We start from the raw sequence: 21,857 nt of genomic DNA, 5'->3' as shown, positions 1-21,857 counted from the left end.
CCGGGCTCGAAGGGCCCGCTGCTCCTGAAGGGCGCAGAGGGTTCTTCGAACGTTATCCTCGCCCGCAGCAGCGGCCCCAGAAGGCCGGCAGGGCTGTTGCGGGGTTGAGGAAAAGCAATCGATAGCCCTGCAACAATCTGTTCGATAATCGAACGCTCAGTCGATTATCGGATTGTTTGGGGTTTGGCCCCGGCTTAATCTTCAGTCACTGCGGCGCGCCTAGAGCGCCTTTTTCTCCAGTCGCTGAATAACAATCGGGAGACCCCATCCATGGCTGAAATCCTTTCGCTGCACGACGCGGTGAAGCAATTCGTCAACGACGGCGACACCGTCGCGCTCGAAGGCTTCACCCACCTGATTCCTACGGCCGCAGGTCATGAAATCATCCGCCAGGGCAAGAAAGACCTGACCCTGGTGCGCATGACCCCTGACCTGATCTACGACCAGTTGATCGGTGCCGGTTGCGCTCGCAAGCTGATTTTCTCCTGGGGGGGCAACCCGGGCGTGGGCTCCCTGCACCGCCTGCGCGACGCCGTGGAAAAGCAATGGCCACAGCCCCTGGAGATTGAGGAACACAGCCACGCCGACCTGGCCAACGCCTATGTCGCCGGCGCCTCGGGCCTGCCCTTTGCCGTCCTGCGGGCCTACGCCGGTTCCGACCTGCCCAAGGTCAACCCCCTGATCAAGACCGTGACCTGCCCGTTTACCGGTGAAGTGCTGGCGGCGGTGCCTTCGGTGCGCCCGGACGTCACGGTAATCCACGCACAGAAGGCCGACCGCAAGGGCAACGTGCTGCTGTGGGGCATTCTCGGGGTACAGAAAGAGGCCGCCCTCGCCGCCAAGCGCTGCATCGTCACCGTCGAGGAAATCGTCGACGACCTGAACGCGCCGATGAACGCCTGCGTACTGCCGACCTGGGCGCTGAGCGCGGTCTGCCATGTGCCTGGTGGCGCCCATCCGTCCTACGCCCACGGCTACTCCGAGCGCGACAACCGCTTCTACCAGGCCTGGGACCCGATCGCCCGCGACCGTGAGGCGTTCACCGCCTGGATCAACGAATACATCCACGGCAGTGCCGATTTCAGCGAATTCCAGGCCAAGCTGGCCGCAGCTTCGGAGGCCCAGTAATGACCTACTCCACCAATGAAATGATGACCGTGGCCGCGGCCCGTCGCTTGCAGAACGGCTCGGTGTGCTTCGTTGGCATCGGCCTGCCGTCCAAGGCCGCTAACCTGGCACGCCTGACCTCATCACCGGACGTGGTGCTGATCTACGAGTCCGGCCCGATCGGCGCCAAGCCCAGCGTCCTGCCACTGTCCATCGGTGACGGCGAACTGGCGGAAACCGCCGACACCGTGGTGCCTACCGGCGAGATCTTCCGCTACTGGCTGCAGGGCGGGCGCATCGATGTGGGTTTCCTCGGCGCGGCCCAGGTCGACCGTTTCGGCAATATCAACACCACCGTGGTCGGCGACTACCACCGGCCCAAGGTGCGCCTGCCGGGCGCCGGCGGTGCTCCGGAGATCGCCGGTTCGGCCAAGAGCGTGCTGATCATCCTCAAGCAATCCTCGCGCTCCTTCGTCGACAAGCTGGACTTCGTGACTTCGGTCGGCCACGGCGAAGGCGGCGATTCGCGCAAGCGCCTGGGCCTGCCAGGGGCGGGGCCGGTGGGCATCATCACCGACCTGTGCATCATGGAGCCGGAAGCCGGTACCCACGAATTCATCGTCACTTCGCTGCACCCGGGCGTGACCCGCGAGCAGGTGGTGGCCGCCACTGGCTGGGCGATCCGCTTCGCCGACCAGGTGGCCGAGACCGCAGCACCCACCGAGGTTGAACTGACCGCCCTGCGTGACCTGGAAGCGCGCACCGCCGCGGCCCATGGCCAAGCCCCTGGAGAAGCCTGATGCGCGACGTATTCATCTGCGATGCCATTCGCACCCCCATCGGCCGTTTTGGTGGCGGCCTCTCGACAGTGCGCGCTGACGACCTGGCGGCGCTGCCGATCAAGGCCTTGATGGAGCGCAACCCCAGCGTGGACTGGAGCTCCGTGGACGAGGTGTTCCTCGGCTGCGCCAACCAGGCCGGCGAGGACAACCGCAACGTGGCGCGCATGGCTCTGCTGCTGGCCGGCCTGCCGGACAGCGTGCCCGGCGTCACCCTCAACCGTCTCTGCGCCTCGGGCATGGACGCCATCGGCACGGCCTTCCGCGCCATTGCCAGCGGCGAGATGGAGCTGGCGATTGCCGGTGGCGTCGAGTCCATGTCCCGCGCGCCCTTTGTCATGGGCAAGGCCGATACCGCCTTTTCGCGCAACATGAAGCTGGAAGACACCACCATCGGCTGGCGTTTCATCAACCCGCTGATGAAGGCCCAGTACGGTGTGGATGCCATGCCGCAGACCGCCGACAACGTGGCGGATGACTACAAAGTGTCCCGCGCTGACCAGGACGCCTTCGCCCTGCGCAGCCAGCAGCGTGCCGCGGCGGCCCAGGCCGCCGGTTTCTTCGCTGAGGAAATCGTTGCGGTGCGCATCGCCCACAAGAAGGGCGAGACAGTGGTGGAGCAGGACGAGCATCCCCGTGCCGACACCACCCTGGAAGCCTTGGCCAAGCTCAAGCCGGTCAACGGCCCGGACAAGACCGTCACCGCCGGCAATGCCTCCGGGGTCAACGACGGTGCGGCGGCGCTGATCCTGGCCTCGGCCGAAGCCGTCAAGAAACACGGCCTGACCCCACGTGCGCGAGTACTGGGCATGGCCAGCGCCGGGGTTGCGCCGCGGGTCATGGGCATCGGCCCGGTGCCGGCAGTGCGCAAGCTGATCGAGCGCCTGGGCGTGGCGGTCAGCGACTTCGACGTGATCGAACTCAACGAAGCCTTCGCCAGCCAGGGCCTGGCGGTGCTGCGCGAGCTGGGCCTGGCGGACGATGCGCCCCAGGTCAATCCCAACGGCGGCGCGATTGCCCTGGGCCATCCCCTGGGCATGAGCGGCGCGCGGTTGGTGCTGACGGCTTTGCATCAGCTGGAAAAGAGCGGCGGTAAAAAAGGCCTGGCGACCATGTGCGTCGGCGTCGGCCAAGGGCTGGCGCTGGCTATCGAGCGCGTTTGATTGCCTGCCTTATATAAGAAGAGAACGAGGAACCACCATGAGTGACAAGCCCGGTTACCGGCGCCCGCAAGCGGGCACTCAGCCTGATTACCTGCACCCGGCCTACCAGTCGACCAACACCCGCTCGCCGTCCAAGCCGCTGGTGTTCATTCCCCACTCGCTGTCGGAAATCACCGGCCCGAGCATCGGCGCCGAGTCGATCCAGGAACGGGACAACGACCTGACGGCCCAGCACGTAGGGCAGCCCCAGGGCGAGCGCATCATCATCCACGGCCGGGTTCTGGACGAGAACGGCCTGCCGGTGCCGGGCATCCTGGTGGAGATCTGGCAGGCCAACGCGGCCGGTCGCTACAACCACGATCGCGACTTGCACGATGCGCCCCTGGACCCGAACTTCACCGGCACCGGGCGCACCGTTACCGACGCCGACGGCTGGTACCAGTTCCAGACCATCAAGCCCGGGGCCTACCCCTGGGGCAACCACCACAATGCCTGGCGCCCGGCGCATATCCATTTTTCGCTGTTCGGGCCGAGCATTCTTACCCGCCTGGTGACCCAGATGTATTTCCCTGGCGACCCGCTGCTGGCTTATGACCCGATCTACAACTGCGTGCCGGACACCCGCGCCAAGGAGCGCCTGATCGCCAGCTTCGACCTGGAGAAAACCATTCCTTCCTACGCCCTCGGTTACCGTTGGGACATTGTCCTGCGCGGCCGCGACGCCACGCCGATGGAGAAATAACGTGACCCTGACCGCGACTACATCCCACACCGTCGGCCCCTACTACCACATCGGCCTGACCTGGCTGAACCGCGAAGACCTGACCGAGGAAGGCACCCTGGGCGAGCGGGTGGCGATCACCGGCCAGGTGGTGGACGGCAACGGCAACTTCGTCAACGACGCCATGCTGGAAGTCTGGCAAGCCAACGCCGCCGGCAAGTACCGCCACCCCGAAGACGATCAGGCCAAACCCCTGGACCCGAACTTCCAGGGGTTTGGCCGGGTGCCGGTGGACGCCGAAGGGCGCTTTCGCTTCACCACCATCAAGCCGGGCACGGTGCCGGGCCTGAAAGGCACGACCCAGGCCCCGCATCTGGTGGTACTGGTGTTCGCCCGCGGTTTGGTCAAGCACCTGCTGACCCGCATCTACTTCGAGGGGGAGCCGGCCAACGCCAGCGATCCGCTGCTGGCCTGCGTGCCCGAGGAGCGCCGAGGCACCTTGCTGGCCAAGGCCGATGCTGACGGTCACTACCAGTGGAACGTGATCCTCCAGGGTACTGACGCCGAAACCGTGTTCTTCGACTACTGACCCGGCCTTGTGTGGCCACTGCCGCGGGTTGCGTAGCAGGCGCGGCGGGCTTGAGACCGGCAGAGGTTCGGCTTGAGACCGCCAAGCAAGGCCCTTCGGGCCTTTTCTCAGCCTCGCCGTGGCTTGGCAGCGGCTACAGTCGCTACAGGTTGACAGGGTCGATTGACCCTTGCCCGGGAGCGGGCAGGGCGCTATCCGCAGGGAACGGGAATGTTGCCAAGTGTGTCTAGACTCACACTGTCCCCCATGAGTGAAAAAACCATGACAACAACGACAAGTCACTACACCGGAGAGGAACGCAGCAAAAGGATCTTTGCCATTGTCGGCGCCTCCTCCGGCAACCTGGTGGAATGGTTCGACTTCTATGTCTATGCCTTTTGCGCCATCTATTTCGCCCCGGCCTTCTTTCCCTCCGACGATCCGACGGTGCAGTTGCTCAACACCGCCGGGGTGTTCGCCGCCGGCTTTCTGATGCGGCCCATCGGCGGCTGGCTGTTCGGCCGGGTCGCCGACCGTCATGGGCGCAAGAACTCGATGATGATCTCGGTGCTGATGATGTGCGCCGGTTCCCTGGTGATCGCCTTCTTGCCCACCTACGCCAGCATCGGTGCCTGGGCGCCGTTCCTGCTGCTGGTGGCGCGCCTGTTCCAGGGCCTGTCGGTGGGCGGCGAGTACGGCACCACCGCCACCTACATGAGTGAGGTGGCGCTCAAGGGCCAGCGCGGCTTCTTTGCCTCCTTCCAGTACGTGACCCTGATCGGCGGGCAACTGCTGGCGGTGCTGGTGGTGGTGATCCTCCAGCAGTTTCTCGATGAGGCCGAGCTCAAGGCCTGGGGCTGGCGCATTCCCTTCGTGATCGGTGCCATCGCCGCGGTGATCTCGCTGCTGCTGCGCCGTTCGCTGAAGGAAACCACCAGCAAGGAAATCCGTGAGGACAAGGACGCCGGCAGCATCGCTGCGCTGTTCAAGAACCACTCGGCGGCGTTTATCACCGTGCTCGGCTACACCGCCGGCGGCTCGCTGATTTTCTACACCTTCACCACCTACATGCAGAAGTACCTGGTGAACACCGCGGGCATGCACGCCAAGACCGCCAGCTACATCATGACCGGCGCGCTGTTTCTCTACATGTGCATGCAGCCGCTGTTCGGCATGCTGGCGGACAAGATCGGCCGGCGTAACTCGATGCTCTGGTTCGGTGCCCTGGGTACGCTGTTCACAGTGCCGATCCTGCTGACCTTGAAGACCGTCACCAGCCCGTTCCTAGCTTTTGTGCTGATCACCCTGGCCCTGGCCATCGTCAGTTTCTACACCTCCATCAGCGGCCTGGTGAAGGCCGAGATGTTCCCGCCGCAAGTGCGCGCACTCGGGGTGGGCTTGGCTTATGCGGTGGCCAATGCGATCTTCGGTGGCTCGGCGGAATGGGTGGCCCTGAACTTCAAGAACATGGGCATGGAAAACACCTTTTACTGGTATGTCACGGCGATGATGGCGATTGCCTTCCTGTTCAGCCTGCGCCTGCCGAAACAGGCCGCCTACCTGCACCACGACCTTTGACCTGTGTACCTGCGCCCGGCTCGGGCGCAGGTTTGCCAAGGACTGTTTATGACCCTGACTGCGAGCAATCAGTTGTTCGATGCCTACTTTACTGCCCGGGAAATGCGCGGGGTGTTCTGCGATCAGGGGCGGGTCCAGGCCATGCTCGATTTCGAAGCCGCCCTGGCCCGGGCCCAGGCCCGCGTCGGGGTGATCCCGGCCAGTGCAGTAGCGCCCATCGAGGCCGCCTGCCATGCCGGGCTGTATGACTTCCAGATGCTGGGCGAGGCGATTGCCACGGCCGGCAACTCGGCCATTCCCCTGGTCAAGGCCCTGGGCCGACAGATCGCCCGCAGCGATGGCGAGGCCGAGCGCTTTGTGCACCTGGGGGCTACCAGCCAGGACGTGATGGACAGCGGGCTGGTGCTGCAACTGCGCCGCGCCATGCTCCTGCTGGAGCAGGACCTGGAGCGCCTGGGGGACATCCTTGTTGCCCAGGCCCAACGTTACGCCACGACCCCGATGGCCGGCCGCACCTGGCTGCAACATGCCACGCCGGTGACCCTGGGGATGAAGATCGGCGGCTGGCTGGGGGCATTGACCCGCAGCCGCGAGCGCCTGCAGCAGCTCAAGCCGCGTTTGCTGGTGCTGCAGTTCGGCGGCGCTTCCGGAACCCTGGCGGCTTTGGGCGAGCAGGCGTTGCCGATTGCCCAGGCCCTGGCCGACGAGCTGCAATTAGCCCTGCCGGAGCAGCCCTGGCACACCCAGCGCGACCGCCTGGTGGAGTTCGCTTCGGTGCTGGGCCTGTTGGCCGGCAGCCTGGGCAAGCTGGGGCGGGATATCAGCCTGCTGATGCAGACCGAGGCGGCGGAGGTCTTCGAGCCCTCGGCGCCGGGCAAGGGCGGGTCGTCCACCATGCCGCACAAGCGCAACCCGGTGGGCGCGGCGGTGCTGATCAGCGCCGCGACCCGGGTTCCCGGCCTGCTGGCGACGATGTTTGCCGCCATGCCCCAGGAGCACGAGCGCAGCCTGGGCCTGTGGCACGCCGAATGGGAAACCCTGCCGGAGATCTGCTGCCTGGTGTCTGGCGCGTTGCAACAAGCATTGCTGGTGGCCGAAGGCCTGGAGGTCGACAGCGCGCGCATGGCGCACAACCTCGACTTGACCCAGGGCCTGGTGCTGGCCGAAGCGGTGAGCATTGCCCTGGCCCAGCGCCTGGGGCGGGAAACCGCCCACCATCTGCTGGAACAATGCTGCAAGCGCGCAGTGGCCGAGAAACGCCATCTGCGTGGGGTATTGGGGGAGGATTCCCAGGTTACCGCCGAGCTGTCGGCGGCGGACCTGGATCGTCTATTGGACCCGGCGCACTACCTGGGCCAGGCGCAGGCCTGGGTCGAGCGCGCCGTGGCTGAACATTTTGCCTTGAAGGCCTGAAGGAGACTGCTGTGGGATTCGTGAAACTCGCCGAGGGCGAACTGCACTATCAACTCGAAGGGCCCGAGGGCGCGCCGGTACTGGTGCTGTCCAACTCCCTGGGCACCGACCTGCACATGTGGGACAAGCAGATGGCGGCCTTCACCCGGCACTTCCAGGTGCTGCGCATGGACACCCGTGGCCACGGCCGTTCCCTGGTCACCGAAGGTCCCTATAGCATCGAGCAACTGGGCCGCGACGTGGTGGCGCTGCTGGATGCGCTGGATATCCAGCGTGCGCATTTCTGTGGCCTGTCCATGGGCGGGCTGATCGGCCAGTGGCTGGGGATCAATGCCGGCGAGCGTCTGCACAAGCTGGTGGTGTGCAACACCGCGGCGAAGATCGGCGACCCGTCCGTATGGAACCCGCGGATCGAGACCGTGCTACGTGACGGCCAGGCAGCCATGGTGGCACTGCGCGATGCCTCCATCGCCCGCTGGTTCACCAGCGACTTTGCCGAAGCTCACCCTGACCAGGCCAAGCTGATCACCGACATGCTCGCGGCCACCTCGCCGCAAGGCTATGCGGCCAACTGCGCGGCGGTGCGGGACGCGGATTTCCGTGAACAGCTGGGGGCGATCAAGGTGCCCACCCTGGTGATTGCCGGCACTGAAGACGCCGTGACACCACCGTCCGGCGGGCATTTCATCCAGCAGCATGTGGCGGGCGCGGAGTATGCCGAGTTCTATGCTGCGCATTTGTCCAACGTCCAGGCCGGCGACGCTTTCAGCGCCCGGGTCGTGGATTTTCTGCTGGCCTGAGAGTCGATTCAAGGAGCCCTTTGTGGACGAGAAACAGCGTTATGACGAAGGCATGCAGGTTCGCCGCGCGGTGTTGGGCGATGCCCATGTAGACCGCAGCCTCAATGCCCTGACCGAGTTCAACTCGGAGTTCCAGGAAATGATCACCCGCCATGCCTGGGGCGACATCTGGACCCGCCCGGGCCTGCCGCGACACACCCGCAGCCTGATCACCATCGCCATGCTGATCGGCATGAACCGCAACGAGGAGCTCAAGCTGCACCTGCGGGCCGCCGCCAACAATGGGGTGAGCCGCAGCGAGATCAAGGAAGTGATCATGCAGAGCGCGATCTACTGCGGAATCCCGGCGGCCAACGCCACCTTCCACCTGGCGGAATCGGTGTGGGACGAACTGGGCATCGAATCCCGCAGTTGAGGCGCCGGGGCTGCACCGCGCGATTTCAGACGGTGGCCAGAATGAACACCCGCTTGAACGGGAACAGCGTCCGGCCATCGCCTTCGGGCGGATAGTAGCGATGTACCCGTGCCAGGTAATGGTTGAGGAAGCATTGTCGTTGCCGCTCGTCCAGGCTCAGGAGTACGGGGCGCAAGGCCGAGACCTTGACCCAGTCGAAGATCGGCGACTGGCCTTCCACGACCTGCAGGTGTTCGGTTTCCCAGATGTCCAGTTCCCGAGTCAGGGGCGCCAGCAAACGGTAGTAGCTATCCAGCGACAGTACCCGGCGCTCGGCCATGAACGCCCGCAGCTCCGGGGTGCCCAGCGGCTTGCCGTCCGGTCCTGCCTGTTCCAGGCTTTCGAGTATCAACTGATACCACAGGGCGTCGCGCCAATTGGGCATATGCGCCGCCAGGCAGCCGCCGGGGTTGAGCTGGTTCAACAGGCGCGGCAGCAGGTGTTCGTGGTCACTCATGAAGTGCAGCACTGCGGCAGCGAACAACAGGTCTGCAGGCTGTTCGGCTTTCCATTGCAGCAGGTCGCACCTGCGCCACAGCGCCTTGATCGGCAGGCAGCTGGCTTCGGCAAGCATTTCCGAGGAGCTGTCCACGCCTGTCAGCTCCGCGTAGGGCCAGCGCTGCGCCAGCAGTTGAGTGGCGATACCTGTTCCGCAACCCAGGTCGTAGATGTGATGGGGTTGCTGCAGGGCGACATGATCCAGTAGCTCGACCGCCGGTCGTTCTCGCAGGCGCACGAACTGCTGGTAGGCCTGGGGATCCCATTGGGTGCTGAGGTTCCTGGCCGTGGTCGGCTGAGGCTTGGTACTCATGTAAACATCCTTTTTAAAGTTGTCGTCCAATGACATTCAGGGTTCTGAGGAGCAGGGCTGCGCCACGTCGCGTGTCCTCCTCACGCAGCAGCGAGAGCAGCCCGTACAGGCTGGGAGCGGTACCTTGCGCTGAGGTTTCGGCCTTGGCCATGCGTAGTGCATTGCCCAGCATCCAGGTGGCAGCGGTGGCTTCTTCGAACTGTTGCGCAAGTTTTTCGATCATCGCCTGATCGAGCATGTCGATCAGATCGCAAAGCAGGGACAACAGGTCGACCATGTTGTCCAGGCGAGCGCTGTCCAGCAGCGGCTGGAGCTTTTTCATCAGGGCTTCCAGGCCTGGTGTGCCGGCGACTTCAGGCTGGGTCGCCCTTGGACCAGGCATGCTTGGATCAAAGCTGTCCATGGCGTTGTCTCCTCCCTGTGCAGGGTCAAAGCATTCCGCGGGCTACGGCCCAGTACAGGCCGCGATTGAATCCGGTGCGCAGCAGGCCACCCAACTTGCTCGACGGGGTGGGCAGAACGTCGTGGGCATAGTCGTACCAAAGGGGCATGCCGGCATTGAGGCCCATCTGCGCGACCGCCTGGACCCTACCGTCATAAACCGCCTCGGGAGAGCCCAGGCGGATTTCTCCGGCAATGTTGTTGGCAATCACCGGGGCCTGGTTGTGGCAGGCGCCGCCGGCCTTGCTGATCGGCAGGTCGACGGTATCGCCAATCACATAGACCCGCTCCAGGCCATAGACTTGCAGGGTTTCGTGATGGGTCGGCAGCCAGCCCTCCTGGCCCTGTGCCTGAGACGCGCCGGATTCGAGCACGGCGTCCACGGCCCGGATTGGCGGGGTGGCCATGAGAATGTCGAAAGGCTGCTCAGCGCCTTCCTCCGAGTAGGCGATGCGCCGGTCCGGGTCGACCCTGGCCAGGGTGAAGCCGCGCTGGAAGCGGATGTTCCTCTGTTCGAAGATATCCGGCAGCACCTCGCCGACCGGGCGTTGCAGGAACAGGCAATTGCGCAGTAGCTGCGCGGTGCTGGGGTAGGTGTAGATGATCTCGACCCGATCCCGTACTCCGCGCCGCCGCAGGAAGTCATCGAGCATCAGGGTCGTTTCTACCGGCGCGATGCCGCATTGATGAGGAACATTGGGTGTTTGCGGAAACGACACGGTGATGAACACCCGGCCCTTTTCGATCCGGCTCAGGCGCTGCGCCAGTTGCCGGGCAGGCTGGTATTGGTAGAAGTGGTCGCCGGCTTCCTTGAGCCCCTCGATCCGTTCCGGTGCCGGTACGCAGCCGGTGGCGATCACCAGGAAATCGTAGCCAAGACGTTTGCCGCTGCGAGTGTGCAGGCTCTGGCCGGCAAAATCGAAGCGGGTGACGGGGTCGACCCGGAAGGTTATTTCGGGGCGTAGCAGGGAGCGTTCGGGTCGCTTGAGTTCTTCTTGGAAGAACAGGTTGAACGCCACATACATGAAGGCGGGCTTGTAGAAATGATCCGGCGATTCGGACAGCAGGGTGATTTTGACCTCGTCCCTGAGTATCTCCGGGTAGAGCTTGCTGACCAGTTGATTGGCCAGGATGGTACCGCCTACACCTCCTCCGACAATGACGATGTGCTTGCTCATAACGCAGACCCTCCAAGGCTACGCCAGCTTCACGTACGACATCCGATGGATAACGGAACTGAATCGATAGGTTTCCTTTCCTGGAAGCGAGCACTGCCCGCCTGAAGTGAATACCCCTTTACTTTATCTGTGTATTGGATTTTTTTTACTAAGCCCGACCAGCGGACCTCTCCTTGGGCGCCACGGTTCAAGGCCGACAACTGCAGGGGCCGGCCTTTTGGCTCGGCCCCGTGTTGGAGGGGCTTACAGCAGGCTGAGGGGATAGCTGATGATCAGGCGGTTCTCGTCGAACTCGTTGTTGCTGAAGTCCCGGCGCATGGTGGAGTTGCGCCACTTCAGGTTGAGGTTCTTCAGTGTGCCGCTCTGGACCGTGTAGGCCACTTCGCTTTCCCGGCCCCATTCCTTGCCGTCGCTGACGGTGGCGGTGTGCACGTTGCTGCCGCTGATGTAGCGGTTCATCAGGGTCAGGCCGGGAACGCCCAGCGCGGCGAAATTGTAGTCATGGCGCACCTGCCAGGACTTCTCCTTGGCGTTGTCGTAGCTGGCGTTGTAGCTGTCGTTGGCCAGGGTGCCGCCGCTGGTGCCATTGACCCGCATCCAGGCGCTGTCGCCAGTGAGCTTCTGCAGGCCTACATAGAAGGTGTTGCCGCCATATTTGGCCGAGAACAGGCCGGACCAGGTGCGGTTCTCCATGTCGCCGGCGCGGGCGCTGCCGTCTTCCTTGCCATAGAAGAAGCCCAGGTTGGCGCCCAGGGTCCAGTCGCCCAGGGGTTGGCTGTGGATCAGGTTGATGAACTGCTGGCTGTAGATGTCCTTGAGCTGGGCATTCCACAGGGCGATCTGGGTGCGCTTCTCGTTGAAGGCATATTCGGCGCCCTGGAAGTTGAAACGGTCGGAGGTGAAGGCCGCTTTGCCGAACATGCTCATGTCACTCATGCTGCTGTCGTCACGCGGGCTGTTGGCGCGGAACTGGCCGCCATAGAGAGTCAGGCCGGCAATTTCCTTCGAGGTGATCTGGCCGCCGCGAAAGGTCTGTGGCAGCGAGCGGCCGTCGTCGGAGCGCAGGATCGGCAGCACTGGCATCCATTCGCCGACCTTGACCTCGGTCTGAGACAGTCGCGCCTTGAAGGCTACTCCCAGGCGTCCGAAGTTGTCCGCCGGGCGGCCGTCGTGATCCAGGGGCAGCAGTTGGGTGCCGCCGGTGCCCTTGCCGCCGTCGAGTTTCAGCGAGTAGAGGCCCAGCACGTCCATGCCGAAACCGACGGTGCCCTGGGTGAAGCCGGACTTTGCATCGAGGATGAAGCTCTGGGTCCATTCCTCGGCCTTGCCCTGGGCCTTGGTCGGGTTGGTGAAGTTGCGGTTGAAATAGAAGTTGCGCAGGGTCAGGTTGGCCTGGGCATCTTCGAGAAAGCCCGACTCTGCGGCCAGTGCCGGCAGGGCGGTGCTGCTCAGCGCCAGGGCCAGGAGGCTGGGCAGAAGGTAGGACGGCGGGGTGCTTGGCTTCATTCGTCGGTCTCTCTAATTGTTAGGGGTGCAGCCGGCCAGTGCCGCGCAAAGGGTCTGGGCACAGGTTTCAGGGGAGCAGGGTGGAACCGGAGGTATCAGCCGCAGCGGGCAGGGCGTGGGGGCATGGCATCGGACCTGTTGTTATTGGTGTGTCCAGGTGCCGGGAATGGTGCGTCGCGGATCAGGGCCAATCAATTGGACGAAACACTTTTTGGGCGGTAATCGAACACAAATGTTCCAGTTGGTACATATAAAAAAACCCACCGTCAGGTGGGTTTTTCATATGGCCAGGTGACGCTTCAGAACAGGTGCAGCGCCGGGGCTTTTTCCGCCAGTGGCTCGTTCTTCGCTGTCTGTTCGCTCCAGCCACCGCCGAGGGCCTTGTACAGGTTGACCTCGCTGGTGAGCTGCGACAGGCGATCGGTGATCAGTGCCTGCTGGGCGCTGAACAGCGACCGCTGGGCATCGAGGAAGGTCAGGTTGCTGTCGACCCCGATACGGTAGCGGCGCTCGGCCAGACGATAGTAGTCCTGGTTGGCGTTGACGAAATCACGCTGGGCCTGCAACTGCTGGTTGTAGGTCTGGCGTGCCGCCAGGCCATCGGAGACTTCCTGGAAGGCGGTCTGGATGGATTTCTCGTACTGCGCGACGGTGATGTCTTTCTGGATTTTCGAGTAGTCCAGGCTGGCGCGCAGGCTGCCGGCGTTGAAGATCGGCAGGTTGATCTGCGGCTGGAACAGCCAGGTGCCCGAGCCCCCCTTGAACAGGCCCGAGAGATCCGGGCTCAAGGTACCGGCATTGGCGGTCAGGCTGATGCTCGGGAAGAACGCTGCCCGCGCCGCGCCGATATTGGCGTTGGCCGCTTTCAGCTTGTACTCGGCTTCGAGGATGTCCGGACGCCGTTGCAGCAGCTCCGACGGCAAGCCTGCCGGCAGGTCGCTCAGCAGGTCGGCCGACAGCGGCTGGGCCTTCGGCAGATTGGCCGGAATCGCCGTACCCAGCAGCAGGGTCAGGCTGTTTTCATCCTGGGCCACCTGGCGGGTGTAGCGCGCCAGCTGGACCCGGGCGTTTTCCACCGAAGTCCGCGACTGGCTCAGGTCCAGGGCCGAGGCCACGCCCACTTCGTTGCTGCGCGAGGTCAGCCGGTAGCTTTCCTCGTAGGCACCGAGGGTGTCCTGGGTCAGTTTCAGCAGCTCCTTGTCGGCCTGCCAGGTCATGTAGGCATTGGCCACGCTGGCCACCAGGCTGATCTGGGTGCTGCGCCGGGCCTCTTCGCTGGAGAAGTAGGTCTGCAGGGCTTGCTCGCTCAGGCTGCGAACCCGGCCGAACAGGTCCAGTTCGTAGGCGCTGACGCCCACGGTGGCCGAGTACTGGCTGGTGATCCCGGCTTCGCCGGTCTGCGACATGCGTGCCGGAGTGCGCTGGCGGCTGCCGCTGGCGTTGGCCGAAACCGCCGGGAACAGGTCCGCACGCTGGATCTGGTACTGCGCGGCATAGGCATCGATGTTCAGCGCCGCGACCTTGAGGTCGCGGTTGTTTTCCAGGGACGTCTGGATCAGTTGCTGCAGCGCCGGGTCATGGAAGAACTGCCGCCAGCCCTGTTCGGCGGCCGCCACGTTGGCGGCCTCCTTTGGCGAGTAGGCAGGGCCTTGGGGGAACTGCGCCGCCACCGGCGCTTCCGGGCGCTGGTAATCCGGGATCAGCGAGCAACCACTTAGCGCGATGGCGGTGATTGCCAGGGAGAGTAGCGACTTGCTCATTGGCCAGCCTCATTAGGGGTTGCAGTAGTTTCTGACAGGTCCGCTTTCCTGCGGCCCATGGACGATACGGTGACGAAGAACAATGGCACCCAGAAGATCGCCAGGATAGTCGCGGTGAGCATACCGCCGATCACGCCGGTACCGATCGCATGCTGGCTACCCGAGCCGGCGCCCGTGGAGATGGCCAGTGGCACGACCCCTAGGACGAAGGCCAGGGAGGTCATGATGATCGGCCGCAGACGCATCCGGCAGGCTTCCACCGCGGCGTCTACCAGGCTGCGGCCCTGCTCGTGCAGTTCCTTGGCGAACTCGACGATCAGAATGGCGTTTTTCGCCGCCAGACCAATGGTCACCAACAGACCCACCTGGAAGTACACGTCGTTGGACAGGCCGCGCATGCTGGTTGCCATCAGTGCACCGATGATCCCCAGGGGCACAACCAGCATCACTGCGATCGGAATCGACCAGCTTTCATACAGCGCTGCCAGACACAGGAACACCATCAGCAGGGACAAGGCGTACAGCGCAGGTGCCTGGGAGCCCGACAGACGTTCCTCGTAGGACAGGCCAGTCCAGGAGATACCGACACCCGCCGGCAGCTTCGCGGCAATGGCCTCGACTTCGGCCATGGCTTCACCGGTACTGTAGCCAGGGGCCGGGGCACCGAGCACTTCCATGGCTTCCACGCCGTTGTAACGGGCCAGCTTGGGCGAGCCGTAGATCCACTCGCCCTTGGCGAAGGAGGAGAACGGCACCATGGTTCCGGCGCTGTTGCGTACGTACCACTTCTTCAGGTCTTCGGGGCTCATGCGGGCACCGGCCTGACCCTGGATGTACACCTTCTTCACCCGACCACGGTCGATGAAGTCGTTGACGTAGCTACTGCCCAGGGCAATCGACAAGGTGTTGTTGATGTCGGTGAGGGTCACGCCCAGGGCACTGGCGCGCTCGTCGTCGATGGTCAACTGGTACTGCGGTTCATCGTTCAGGCCGTTCGGACGTACCTGGGACAGCACCTTGCTCTGGGCTGCCATGCCGAGGAACTGGTTGCGTGCAGCCATCAGTTTCTCATGGCCGATACCGGCGCGGTCCTGGAGGAACACGTCGAAACCGGTGGCGTTACCCAGCTCCAGTACCGCCGGAGGGGCGAAGGCGAACACCATCGCGTCACGGAAACTGAAGAAGTGCTGCTGGGCGCGGGCTGCCAGGTTGAACACGTTGTTTTCCGCGGAACGCTCGCCCCACGGCTTGAGCATGATGAAGGCCATGCCCGAGCTCTGGCCGCGACCGGCGAAGTTGAAGCCGTTCACGGTGAACACCGAAGCCACGGTGTCCTTTTCCTTGTCCAGCAGGTAGGCGCGCATTTCGTCCACCACCACCTGGGTCCGCTCGGCACTGGAGCCGGCCGGCGTCTGTACCTGGGCGAACAGAACGCCCTGGTCTTCTTCCGGCAGGAACGCGGTCGGGATGCGGGTGAACAGCCAGATCATGCCCAGGACGATCAGCACGTAGGCCAGCAGGTACGGAACCTTATGGCGCAGCATGTTGCCCACGCCGCGTTCGTAGCTCTTCACGCTGCGATCGAAGGTGCGGTTGAACCAGCCGAAGAAGCCGCGCTTCTCGGTGGCGTGTTCGCCTTGCGGTACGGCCTTGAGCATGGTGGCGCACAGGGCCGGAGTGAAGATCAGGGCAACCAGCACCGACAGGGCCATGGCCGAGACCACGGTGATCGAGAACTGCTTGTAGATCACCCCGGTGGAGCCGCTGAAGAAGGCCATTGGCAGCAGTACCGCGGACAGCACCAGGGCGATACCCACCAGGGCTCCCTGGATCTGGCCCATGGACTTTTTCGTCGCCTCCTTGGGCGACAGCCCTTCCTCGTGCATCACCCGCTCGACGTTCTCCACCACGACGATGGCGTCGTCCACCAGCAAGCCGATGGCCAGCACCATGCCGAACATGGTCAGGGTGTTGATGCTGAAACCGGCCGCCGCAAGGATGCCGAAGGTACCCAGCAGTACCACCGGCACCGTCATGGTGGTGATCACCGTGGCGCGGAAGTTCTGCAGGAACAGGAACATCACCAGGAACACCAGGACGATCGCTTCCACCAGGGTTTCAACCACACCCTTGATGGATTCGGTCACCACCGGGGTGGTGTCATACGGGAACACCACCTTCATCCCTTGCGGGAAGAAGGGTTCCAGGTCCTTGATGGTGTTGCGCAGGGCCTTGGCGGTGTCCAGGGCGTTGGCGCCGTTGGCCAGTTTCACTGCCAGGCCGGACGCCGGCTTGCCGTTGAACTGGGCGCTGATGGCGTAGTTCTCGCCACCCAGGCCGACGTCCGCGACATCGCCCAGACGCACTTGCGAGCCGTCCTTGTTGACCTTCAGCAGGATCGCCTTGAACTGCTCGGCAGTCTGCAGGCGGGTCTTGCCGATGATGGTGGCGTTGAGTTGCTGGCCGGGCAGGGCAGGCAGGCCGCCGAGCTGGCCGGACGATACCTGGACGTTCTGCGCGGCAACCGCGGTCTTCACGTCCACCGGGGTCAGGTTGTAGTTGTTCAGCTTGGCCGGGTCGAGCCAGATCCGCATCGCGTACTGGGCACCGAATACCTGGAAGTCACCGACGCCCGCGGTCCGCGAGATCGGGTCCTGCATGTTCGACACGATGTAGTTCGACAGGTCGTCCTTGGACATGCTGCCGTCCTCGGAAACCACGCCGATCACCAGCAGGAAGTTCTTCACTGCCTTGGTCACGCGGATACCCTGCTGCTGCACTTCTTGAGGCAGCAGCGGAGTGGCCAGGTTGAGCTTGTTCTGTACCTGAACCTGCGCGGTGTCCGAGTTGGTGCCCTGTTCGAAGGTCGCGGTGATGGTCATGCTGCCGTCGGAGTTACTTTCCGAGGACACATAACGCAGGTTGTCGATACCGTTGAGCTGCTGCTCGATCACCTGAACCACGGTGTCCTGCACGGTCTGTGCGGAAGCGCCTGGGTAGGTCACGGAGATGGCGATCGCTGGCGGCGCGATGCTCGGGTACTGGTTGATCGGCAATTTGAGGATCGATAGAGCCCCGACCAACATGATCACCAGGGCGATTACCCAGGCGAAGATCGGACGGTCGATAAAAAATTTCGACATGGTTTACTCCCCTTTGCCGCCTGCAGCTTTGTCAGTTGCCTGTGCAGGGGCCGGGTTCTTCGCTGGAACGTTGGTTGCTTCGCTGGCCTTGACTTCAATGCCCGGCTTGACGAACTGCAGGCCTTCGGTGATCAGGCGATCGCCGGCTTTCAGCCCATCTTCCACCAACCACTGGCTGCCGACCGTGCGGCTGGCCTTGAGTTGACGCAGCTCGACCTTGTTATCCGGGCCAACCACCAGGGCGGTCGGGGTGCCTTTCAGGTCGCGCGTCACGCCTTGCTGGGGAGCCAGGATCGCCGCGCTGTTCACCCCGGCTTGCAGTTGGGCGTGGACGAACATGCCAGGCAGCAGGGTGTGCTCAGGGTTCGGGAACACTGCGCGCAGGGTCACCGAGCCGGTGGTTTCGTCCACCGAGACTTCGGAGAATTCCAGCTTGCCGTCGAGCTTGTACTGGCTGCCGTCTTCCAGGGTCAGTTTGACCTTGGCGGCATTGTCGCCGACTTTCTGCAGGCGGCCGCTTTCCAGTTCGCGACGCAGTTCCAGCAGTTCCACCGAGGACTGGGTAACGTCGACGTAGATTGGGTCCAGCTGCTGGATCACGGCCATGGCATCGGCCTGGCCATTGCTCACCAGGGCGCCTTCGGTCACCGAGGAACGGCCGATTCGGCCGGTCAGTGGCGACAGCACTTTGGTGTAGCGCAGGTTGATCTGGGCGCTTTGCAGCGAGGCTTCCGACTGCAGGCGGTTGGCCACGGCAGTGTCGTATTCCTGGCGGCTTACGGCCTGCTCGTTGACCAGTTGCTTGTAGCGATCAGAAATCGACTTGGTCGATTGCAGATTAGCCTCGGCACTCTTCAGCGTTGCCTCATAGACCGATGGATCGATCTGGTAAAGCTGCTGACCTTCCTTGACGTCTCCACCTTCTTTGAACAGACGCTTGAGAATGATCCCGTTTACCTGTGGGCGAACTTCGGCGATGCGGAACGCAGTGGTCCGGCCCGGGAGTTCGGAAGTCAAGGTAAAGGCTTGTGGTTGCAGGGTAACGACGCCGACCTGAGGGGCTTGAGGGGCAGGCGCCGCCTCTTCCTTTTTACATCCGCTGAGCAGCGATGCCAGGGCGACGGCAGTGACCAGAGCGGTAACAGCTGGCTTGAGTTGCATGAAAATCCTCGGGTCAGGCACGCAAGATGCGCACAAGAAAAGTGGAAGGGTAAAAATGCTTGGCTGAGTGGATAAGTAGCTTGCTAAGGAATATACTTACGTTCATGGTTGTTTGTAAATACCCCTGCGGCGTACCCATCCGGTTACAAAAGCCCCTGTAGGTGTTGAATTGTAGGCTGGGCAAACGGCACTCGAGATGCCGTTCCATATTTATTCAGAAGGTCTTCACGCATCGCTGAAAGATCCTGATCGAGGTTTTACTGCCATGGTCCGTCGTACCAAAGAGGAAGCTCAAGAAACTCGCAGCCAGATACTCGAGGCCGCCGAAAAGGCCTTTTACGAGCGTGGCGTGGCGCGTACCACCCTGGCCGACATCGCGGCGCTGGCGGGAGTCACGCGAGGTGCCATCTATTGGCACTTCAGCAACAAGGCCGATCTGGTGCAGGCCATGCTCGACAGCCTGCGTGAACCTTTGGATGAAATGGCCGCGGCCAGTGAGAATGTAGATGAAATGGACCCGTTGGGCTGCATGCGCAAGCTGCTCATTCATTTGTTTCATCAAGTTGCCCTGGACCCGAAAACCCGACGCATCAATGAAATCCTGTTTCACAAGTGCGAGTTCACCGACGAAATGTGCGACCTGCGCCGCCAGCGTCGCGCTGCCAGCCTGGACTGCAACGTACACATCGAGCTGGCGTTGCGTAATGCAGTGAATCGTGGGCAATTGCCCGAGAATCTCGATGCGGCGCGGGCAGCTATCACGTTGCATGCGTTCATCGATGGCATTCTCTACCAGTGGTTGCTGGCCCCTGACAGCTTCGCCCTGCACACCGAAGCAGAGCGCTGGATCGACATCGGGCTGGATATGCTGCGCTTGAGCCCCAACCTCCGTCATAAAGACAAAATGCGTAATTGAGTCCGGTTGTGTCAACATTTAAGGCGAGGGACGTTCATACCCGGGGTCGCACTTCACAATGGGGTGCTTTTATATACGGGCTTGCTGCAGGTTGATAGATAGCGAGCTACGTATTTTGTAGGGATTTTGTTGCGGGTGTGTGAATGAGTGTGAGCCCTTCACCGTTCAACGGCGCGGAACACCCCATCAAGGGGATCGCCCTGATCTGCCTGGCGGTCCTGTTGTTTGCCAGCCACGACACGTTATCCAAATACCTGTCGGCTTTTTATCCCATCGTCATGGTGGTCTGGGCCCGCTATGTGGTGCACACCCTGTTGATGCTGGTGGTCTTCGTGCCGCGCAGTGGTTTCTCTGCGGTGGTGCGCACCAAGCGCCCCGGGCTGCAATTGCTGCGGGCCCTGTGCCTGATCGGCACCAGCCTGCTGTTCACCACCGGCCTGCGCTATATACCCCTGGCAGAAGCGACCGCGGTCAACTTCCTGGCGCCCTTGCTGGTGACTGCCCTGTCGGTGCCGTTTCTGGGGGAGCGGGTCAGTCGCGCCCAGTGGCTGGCAGTGCTGGCGGGGTTCGTCGGGGTGCTGATTGTGGTGCGTCCCGGGGGCGCGTTGTTCACGCCGGCGATCCTGCTGCCGCTGGGGTCGGCGCTGTGCTTCGGCTTCTACCAGTTGCTGACCCGCAAGCTCAGTGGTGTCGACAGCCCGACCACTAGCAACTTTCTCACCGGGATCCTCAACAGCCTGATCATGAGCGCGCTGCTGCCGTTCTTCTGGAGCACGCCGACGTTGGTTCATGGGCTGTTCATGATCGGCCTGGGCACCTGCGGCATGCTCGGCCACATGTTGCTGACCCAGGCGTTCCGCCATGCCGCGCCGGCGATGCTGGCGCCTTTCAGCTATGGGCAGATTCTTTTCGCCGGGCTCTTTGGCTACCTGATCTTCGACCATACCCCGGACCAGTACGCCCTGGTCGGTATCGCGGTCATCTGCCTCAGCGGCCTGGCGGTGGCCTGGGCCCAGCGCAAACGCTGAATGGCTTTCTGTAGCCGCTGCCGCAGGCCGCGACAAGGTCCGCAGGACCTTCATCGAACTTGAGATGATCGCGCCCCTTCGGGGCGACCGTGCGTACGCGGCTCGAGCCTGTGGCAGCGGCTACAACGAATGTGCAGGCCATGAAAAAGCCCCGGCTCGCGAGAGTCGGGGCTTTTTATCGAGCGATGCAGGCTTACAGAGTCGGGTAGTCGATATAGCCGACCGGGCCCTTGCCGTAGAAGGTTTCCGGGTGCGCTTCGTTCAACGGCGCATCGGCCTTCAGGCGGGCTGGCAGGTCCGGGTTGGCGATGAAGGGCACACCAAAGGCCACGGCGTCAGCCTTGCCAGCGGCCAGCCAGGCGTTGGCGCTGTCCTTGGTGAAGCGTTCGTTGGCGATGTAGGGGCCGCCGAAGGCTTCTTTGAGTTGCGGGCCCAGGCTGTCGGCGCCTTCTTTCTCGCGGGAGCAGATAAAGGCGATACCGCGTTTGCCCAGCTCCCGAGCGACGTAGGTGAAGGTCTCCGCCAGGTTGGCATCACCCATGTCATGGGAGTCGGCACGTGGTGCCAGGTGCACGCCTACCCGGCCGGCACCCCAGATCTCGATGGCCGCGTCGGTGACTTCCAGCAGCAGGCGGGCACGGTTTTCCAGGGAGCCGCCGTACTGGTCGGTACGCTGGTTGGTGCTGCTTTGCAGGAACTGGTCCAGCAGGTAGCCGTTGGCGCCGTGGATTTCCACGCCGTCGAAACCGGCGGCCTTGGCATTTTCCGCGCCGACCCGGTAGGCGTCGACGATGTCGGCGATCTCAGCGGTTTCCAGGGCCCGCGGAGTTGGGAAGTCGGCCAGTGGGCGCACCAGGCTGACATGCCCCTTGGGCTGGAGGGCGCTGGGTGCCACCGGGGTTTCGCCGTTCAGATAGGACGGGTGGGAGATGCGTCCGACGTGCCACAGCTGCAGGAAGATCTTGCCGCCGGCGCCGTGTACTGCCTTGGTCACATTGGCCCAGCCACGCACCTGGTCGTTGGACCAGATGCCGGGGGTGTCCGGGTAGCCCACGCCCATGGGGGTCACCGAGGTGGCCTCGCTGAGGATCAGGCCGGCGGAAGCCCGTTGTACGTAGTACTCGGCCATCAGCGCGTTGGGTACGCGGCCGGCATCGGCGCGGCAGCGGGTCAGCGGCGCCATGATGATGCGGTTGGACAGTTCGAGATCGCCGAGTTTGATCGGATCAAAGAGAGTCGTCATGGAGTGCAGCCTTCTTTAAGGGATAGG

At 63.3% G+C, this 21,857-nt stretch carries 19 protein-coding genes; 11 read left to right on the top strand and 8 right to left on the bottom strand.

Translation table 11 applies throughout. The features are described 5' to 3' along the window. The first annotated feature begins 270 nt into the window (after nucleotides 1-270). From M2395_RS14660 to pcaC, 9 genes are all read left to right on the top strand, one after another. Nucleotides 271-1,128: a CoA transferase subunit A gene (locus M2395_RS14660; RefSeq protein WP_011059659.1), complete on the top strand. Its 858-nt coding sequence runs from the start codon at nucleotides 271-273 to the stop codon at nucleotides 1,126-1,128. Beyond that, the gene (locus M2395_RS14655; protein ID WP_011059660.1) at nucleotides 1,128-1,907 is read left to right on the top strand and encodes a CoA-transferase subunit beta; all 780 of its coding nucleotides are present in this window, start codon (nucleotides 1,128-1,130) and stop codon (nucleotides 1,905-1,907) included. The genes M2395_RS14660 and M2395_RS14655 overlap by 1 nt, the downstream gene beginning before the upstream one ends. Then, nucleotides 1,904-3,109, top strand: coding sequence for a 3-oxoadipyl-CoA thiolase (pcaF, locus tag M2395_RS14650; RefSeq protein ID WP_170866331.1), 1,206 nt, complete (start codon nucleotides 1,904-1,906; stop codon nucleotides 3,107-3,109). Before M2395_RS14655 ends, pcaF begins: the two co-directional genes overlap by 4 nt. 37 nt (nucleotides 3,110-3,146) lie before the next feature. Next, nucleotides 3,147-3,851: a protocatechuate 3,4-dioxygenase subunit beta gene (gene pcaH / locus M2395_RS14645; RefSeq protein ID WP_011059662.1), complete on the top strand. Its 705-nt coding sequence runs from the start codon at nucleotides 3,147-3,149 to the stop codon at nucleotides 3,849-3,851. Nucleotide 3,852: 1 nt separating this feature from the next. Beyond that, nucleotides 3,853-4,419 carry a protocatechuate 3,4-dioxygenase subunit alpha gene (gene pcaG, locus M2395_RS14640; RefSeq protein WP_053156683.1) on the top strand — a complete coding sequence of 189 codons (567 nt, stop codon included), beginning with the start codon at nucleotides 3,853-3,855 and terminating at the stop codon, nucleotides 4,417-4,419. A 246-nt stretch (nucleotides 4,420-4,665) separates the two neighbouring features. Next, a complete protein-coding gene (locus tag M2395_RS14635) occupies nucleotides 4,666-5,976 on the top strand; it encodes an MFS family transporter (protein ID WP_255313395.1) in 1,311 nt (436 codons plus the stop codon). 48 nt (nucleotides 5,977-6,024) lie between these two features. Beyond that, nucleotides 6,025-7,389, top strand: a complete 1,365-nt coding sequence (locus M2395_RS14630) for a 3-carboxy-cis,cis-muconate cycloisomerase (RefSeq protein ID WP_011059665.1) — start codon at nucleotides 6,025-6,027, stop codon at nucleotides 7,387-7,389. A gap of 11 nt (nucleotides 7,390-7,400) precedes the next feature. Beyond that, nucleotides 7,401-8,189 carry a 3-oxoadipate enol-lactonase gene (pcaD, locus tag M2395_RS14625; protein WP_041116332.1) on the top strand — a complete coding sequence of 263 codons (789 nt, stop codon included), beginning with the start codon at nucleotides 7,401-7,403 and terminating at the stop codon, nucleotides 8,187-8,189. A 22-nt stretch (nucleotides 8,190-8,211) separates the two neighbouring features. Next, entirely contained in the window at nucleotides 8,212-8,604 is a 393-nt protein-coding gene (gene pcaC, locus M2395_RS14620; protein WP_011059667.1) for a 4-carboxymuconolactone decarboxylase, read from the top strand. Nucleotides 8,605-8,629: 25 nt separating this feature from the next. On the opposite strand, the gene M2395_RS14615 is transcribed toward pcaC, so the two are convergent. From M2395_RS14615 to emhA, 7 genes are all read right to left on the bottom strand, one after another. Beyond that, entirely contained in the window at nucleotides 8,630-9,454 is an 825-nt protein-coding gene (locus M2395_RS14615) for a methyltransferase domain-containing protein (RefSeq protein ID WP_015634429.1), read from the bottom strand. Nucleotides 9,455-9,467: 13 nt separating this feature from the next. Then, on the bottom strand, nucleotides 9,468-9,857 hold the full coding sequence (locus tag M2395_RS14610; RefSeq protein WP_041116334.1) for a DUF1641 domain-containing protein: 390 nt from the start codon (nucleotides 9,855-9,857) through the stop codon (nucleotides 9,468-9,470). Nucleotides 9,858-9,882: 25 nt separating this feature from the next. Continuing rightward, nucleotides 9,883-11,073 (bottom strand): FAD/NAD(P)-binding oxidoreductase, encoded by a 1,191-nt coding sequence (locus tag M2395_RS14605; protein WP_053156689.1) that lies wholly within the window; start codon nucleotides 11,071-11,073, stop codon nucleotides 9,883-9,885. Nucleotides 11,074-11,316: 243 nt separating this feature from the next. Next, complete coding sequence (locus M2395_RS14600) at nucleotides 11,317-12,579, bottom strand: OprD family porin (protein ID WP_077933459.1); 1,263 nt, start codon at nucleotides 12,577-12,579, stop codon at nucleotides 11,317-11,319. A gap of 299 nt (nucleotides 12,580-12,878) precedes the next feature. Next, entirely contained in the window at nucleotides 12,879-14,339 is a 1,461-nt protein-coding gene (gene adeC, locus M2395_RS14595) for an AdeC/AdeK/OprM family multidrug efflux complex outer membrane factor (protein WP_077933460.1), read from the bottom strand. Then, nucleotides 14,336-17,482, bottom strand: a complete 3,147-nt coding sequence (locus M2395_RS14590; protein WP_041751993.1) for an efflux RND transporter permease subunit — start codon at nucleotides 17,480-17,482, stop codon at nucleotides 14,336-14,338. The genes adeC and M2395_RS14590 overlap by 4 nt, the downstream gene beginning before the upstream one ends. Nucleotides 17,483-17,485: 3 nt before the next feature. Beyond that, nucleotides 17,486-18,643, bottom strand: coding sequence for an efflux RND transporter periplasmic adaptor subunit EmhA (emhA, locus tag M2395_RS14585; RefSeq protein ID WP_015634435.1), 1,158 nt, complete (start codon nucleotides 18,641-18,643; stop codon nucleotides 17,486-17,488). Between the two features lie 265 nt (nucleotides 18,644-18,908). Here emhA and emhR point away from each other — a divergent pair, with 265 nt between their 5' ends. Together emhR and M2395_RS14575 are read left to right on the top strand one after the other, a co-directional pair. Continuing rightward, nucleotides 18,909-19,559 carry an efflux system transcriptional repressor EmhR gene (gene emhR, locus M2395_RS14580; protein ID WP_053156695.1) on the top strand — a complete coding sequence of 217 codons (651 nt, stop codon included), beginning with the start codon at nucleotides 18,909-18,911 and terminating at the stop codon, nucleotides 19,557-19,559. Nucleotides 19,560-19,702: 143 nt separating this feature from the next. Next, nucleotides 19,703-20,587 carry a DMT family transporter gene (locus M2395_RS14575; protein WP_011059676.1) on the top strand — a complete coding sequence of 295 codons (885 nt, stop codon included), beginning with the start codon at nucleotides 19,703-19,705 and terminating at the stop codon, nucleotides 20,585-20,587. Between the two features lie 193 nt (nucleotides 20,588-20,780). Here the strand turns inward: M2395_RS14575 and M2395_RS14570 are convergent, their stop codons facing one another. Continuing rightward, complete coding sequence (locus M2395_RS14570; protein ID WP_011059677.1) at nucleotides 20,781-21,830, bottom strand: alkene reductase; 1,050 nt, start codon at nucleotides 21,828-21,830, stop codon at nucleotides 20,781-20,783. Nucleotides 21,831-21,857: the final 27 nt, after the last annotated feature.

Origin of the sequence: Pseudomonas sp. BIGb0176, assembly GCF_024810175.1 — a bacterium.
GTDB classification, from domain to species: domain Bacteria; phylum Pseudomonadota; class Gammaproteobacteria; order Pseudomonadales; family Pseudomonadaceae; genus Aquipseudomonas; species Aquipseudomonas protegens.
This window is presented reverse-complemented; position numbering and strand designations above follow the sequence as displayed.